The sequence below is a fragment of the Sulfurimonas sp. genome (genome assembly GCF_014859695.1).
Classification (GTDB): Bacteria; Campylobacterota; Campylobacteria; order Campylobacterales; family Sulfurimonadaceae; genus Sulfurimonas.
Map to the genome: position 1 here is coordinate 1 of NZ_JACUTS010000120.1, position 3,847 is coordinate 3,847.

The 3,847-nt window shown below is 35.2% G+C and carries 4 protein-coding genes; all 4 read left to right on the forward strand.

What is annotated here, in order from left to right:
• Window positions 1-240 (forward strand): hypothetical protein (locus IBX42_RS11540; protein WP_294933082.1); only part of this gene is annotated, 240 nt, incomplete at its 5' end.
• Window positions 241-731: 491 nt separating this feature from the next.
• Window positions 732-1,904 carry a site-specific integrase gene (locus IBX42_RS11545; protein WP_294933083.1) on the forward strand — a complete coding sequence of 391 codons (1,173 nt, stop codon included), beginning with the start codon at window positions 732-734 and terminating at the stop codon, window positions 1,902-1,904.
• A gap of 67 nt (window positions 1,905-1,971) precedes the next feature.
• Window positions 1,972-2,580 (forward strand): AbiEi antitoxin N-terminal domain-containing protein, encoded by a 609-nt coding sequence (locus tag IBX42_RS11550; protein ID WP_294933084.1) that lies wholly within the window; start codon window positions 1,972-1,974, stop codon window positions 2,578-2,580.
• Window positions 2,580-3,644, forward strand: coding sequence for a nucleotidyl transferase AbiEii/AbiGii toxin family protein (locus IBX42_RS11555; RefSeq protein WP_294933085.1), 1,065 nt, complete (start codon window positions 2,580-2,582; stop codon window positions 3,642-3,644). The genes IBX42_RS11550 and IBX42_RS11555 overlap by 1 nt, the downstream gene beginning before the upstream one ends.
• The last annotated feature ends 203 nt before the right edge of the window (window positions 3,645-3,847 follow it).

Below are 3,847 nucleotides of genomic sequence, written 5' to 3' on the forward strand. Positions count from 1 at the left end.
CACTACGAAGCACAACTCAAGAATTGCTTGGATTTAGGTGCGAAAGTTGAGTATGATAGCTCACAAACAGAGTATCTACTTCACCAGACGCTTGATAATACGCCTATCAACTTTTTGAACAATGAGATTTGTTTGAGTGAGGAACAGGTACCAAATGCTCCGGTTGAATTACTCAACGGGAAGCCAAAGCTGACTTCCTTCACTTTGGGAGTGAAAAACACTTGGTACCCCGTTGAATAATTTGAACAGGGTAATAATATTAAAAATCTAGAGAGATGTTAATAAAGGCTTTTTTGCCTTTCAGAAGGTGTCATTTTTTAGTAAATTATTTCATTGGAGTTCATATAGTGTCATCAGTTTCAAAAATTAAAGAGCTATTTTGAATAAAAAAATTTAATAGTAAAATTTTATATATACTCAAGACTCAGAGTTGTAGTAAAAAAGTAGTAAAAAGTTGTTTTTGAAGTTTTCTTAAAGTGACTGTAAAAAGTCTTATGAAGCCCTATTTTAAAGGGTGGTGCGGATGAGAGGACTTGAACCTCCACACCTTACGGCACCAGATCCTAAGTCTAGAATGTGCAGTAAATACAGGTAACTACAAGTACTTATAAAATCCCTATTTTACGGGTTTTACTACATCATCCATTCTCTTTCTAAGCTACAAATAGATACAATTAATTATAAAAATGTGTACCCTAATGTGTACCCTAATTTAATCTTCAAGGTTTGTTATGGCTGATATGCTTGTAAAGGTCAATCTCCCAAAAGTTGATTGTCGAAATATTTATTTTGTTAACAATGATACTCTCTTTGGTGGTAGTGAAATTGAGAAAGCACCTACTTATATCTCAAGAGACTTCAAGCTTGTGCTTCGGGTAACGAATGTCAATAGAAGTGGTGTAAGAGCGCAAACAAAAAAGAGTTTCAGCTTTTCTAAAAAAATAACTTTTTTGCAAGCACTTAGAGAGGTCTCTTCAAAGAGAGAAGTTATACTTAAAAACTTACAAGAGGGAGTACATAAAGAGCTCAAAGTAAAAATCCCAACGCTTCAGCAAGCGTGGGATGATTTTGTAGAGGTAAAGAGAAATCAAATATCGCCAAATACGCTGGCATCTTATACTCTGTTTGCCGATAAGTGGATTTTATCAAAACCTGCACTTTCAAAAACTTCTATTGACAGAATTACGACCAAACAACTACAAAACGTAGTCAATGAAATACTTGACCAAGGGAAATGTCCTCGTACAGCAAAATCCGTCAAAGAAACCATGCGACCACTACTTAAGAAATATGTTTTAGATGGGACAATAAGTATGAACCCAGCTGACCTCATACAGATTCCCAAGTTTGATAATCAGATGAGTATCGACCTTACAGATGAAAAGACAAAAGAGCTTTATAGTGTATTGTACGACTATCCTTTAGAACCATTTAAAAGTATATTTATTTGGCTATCACATGGGAGAAGGCTCAATGAGGTGTTAAGCCTTGAGTGGAGCGATATTAATATTGGCAATCATACTTATACTATTCGATTTGAAAATAACAAAGTAAGAAAGCCTATGACCTACAAACTTAGCGATGAGCTTTTAAAAACTCTGGAGGTTTTAGGTCTACAAAAAAATGGATTTGTATTTTGTGGTTTAACTAACAAAGATAAAAAGATGAATAAAGGAACAGTACGCAATCATTGGGAAAAGGTTTTGGAGCAAGTAGGTGTACATATACGCATGCACGATTTAAGGCATATAATCGGAGGGACACTTGTATCAAGCGGGAAAACGTTAGAACAAGTTGCTTCTGTACTAGGACACACTTCTATCAGTGTCACCAAGCGTTATTCTAAAGTGCGACAAGAAGTTGCTGCTGAATCATTGGATGATTTTTTTAAAAAGGTTAGATAAAGCTTTCAGATTTTATGTTATAATGTCTGCAAATAATATATTATATATAGACAAAAAAGGAGCCTTTGTGATTAGTAACTATACAAATAAAGTAAAAGAAATTATCTCTAGTCATAAAGCTGGCTGGGTCTTTACTCATGTGGATTTTAATGAATTAGGTAATGTGTCTACTATTGAGAGAATATTATCGAGATTGGTTGAGTCTGGAGATATAAAGCGTATAAGAAGAGGAATTTACTATGTGCCTGAACATAGTCGCTGGGGAGAAGTGCCACCATCACAATCGGATGTTGTTAAAGCTCTAGCTAAAAGTATGAATGTAAGTTTTCTACCGGATGGCGCTAATGCATTACATCAGCTAGGACTGACTAAGCAGATTCCAATGAAACAGGTTTATCTGACCGACAAGCAAATAAGCACCATATCTATTGGCAAGGTGAATATTGAATTTAGAAAAGTATCCCCGCAGAAATTATCTGGATCAGATAGCATAGCGGGTGTCTATCTCAGTGCAATTGAGTACTTAGGCAAAGAAGAAACCTTACAAGAGAGTGTGAAATCTCAAGTTGCCAGCACTCTTGATAAAAGTAAAATAGATGAGCTAAAACATGCTTCTCAAAACAGAGCAGTTTGGGTTCGCGAAGTTGTTGCTGATATTTTACAAAAGGTTTCATAGTGTATGAATTTATAAAACTAAACAAAGATGAGCGTTCACAAGCATTTAGGATTGCTTCTGAGAGATTAGGCTTTCCTGCTTATGTGATAGAAAAAGACTTATGGGTTACATATATGCTCGATACATTGTTTAATCGAATACAACACAACCACAGAATTATGTTTAAAGGTGGCACTTCACTTTCAAAATGTTATGGCTTAATAGATAGATTTTCGGAAGATATAGATTTGTCATTGCACATGGCTGATTTAGGGTTTGAAGGAGACAAAGCACCGCATACCGTTGCTAAAAATGAATCAAATGCAGCAGCCAAAAAAGCAATAGAAAGTCTTAAACTAGCTGGAGAAGAGTTTTTAAAAAGCACAATAATGGTGTTGCTTAGAGGTGTTATAACTGAAGATGTTAATTCTCAAGATACTTGGGGTTTAATCATAGATGAAAACAATCCTGAAAATCTTCTATTTTATTATCCAAAATCGCTTGAAGATGGTGAATATGGTAATCAATATGTGAAACCAGTCGTACTTATTGAAACGGGCACCAAATCTGAGCATATACCTCTTGAACAAGTGGAAATCAAGTCATTATTAGAAGATGCAATTTCAGAGATAAAATCCTCTGCAACGATTCAAGTACTAAGCCCAAAGAGAACATTCTGGGAGAAAGTTACTATACTCCATGCAGAGAATAATATTAATAGAGTTGAGCGTGTTAAAGAGAGATTGAGCAGGCATCTTTATGATATCGTCATGTTAAGCAGGGATAAAATAGGTTTAGAAGCGATGGCAGATTTAGGCTTGTTAGAAAGTGTAGCTAAGCATAAAGCATTTTACTACCGCTCAAACGCTGCCAAATATGATGAGGCTAAATCAGGTACATTAAAAATTGTACCAAAAGATGAAATATTAAAAGCTTTTAGAGCAGACTATGAAAAAATGAGAAGTATGTTTGCTGGGGAAATCATCGAGTTTGATGTAATTATAGAAGAATTGTCTTTATTGGAGAGTAAGATCAATGGTTATCGGGGGAGTATTATAAATTGGTTAGGGGATAAACGGAATTAATTATCCAAGGGCAAATACCGAAGTACACTACCCAAAAATTCAAGCTGGTGAATTTAGATAGCTTCAAATGAACCTAATTTTCAAGGTTTACAAGCTCTCTATTTATACTAATCGACGAGAATATTGTTAAGAAAGGGATAAGTGGTCTTTGCAAAAAACGCACCAAACCGGCCACTAATCGCGTTTGCATCCGGCCACTAAAA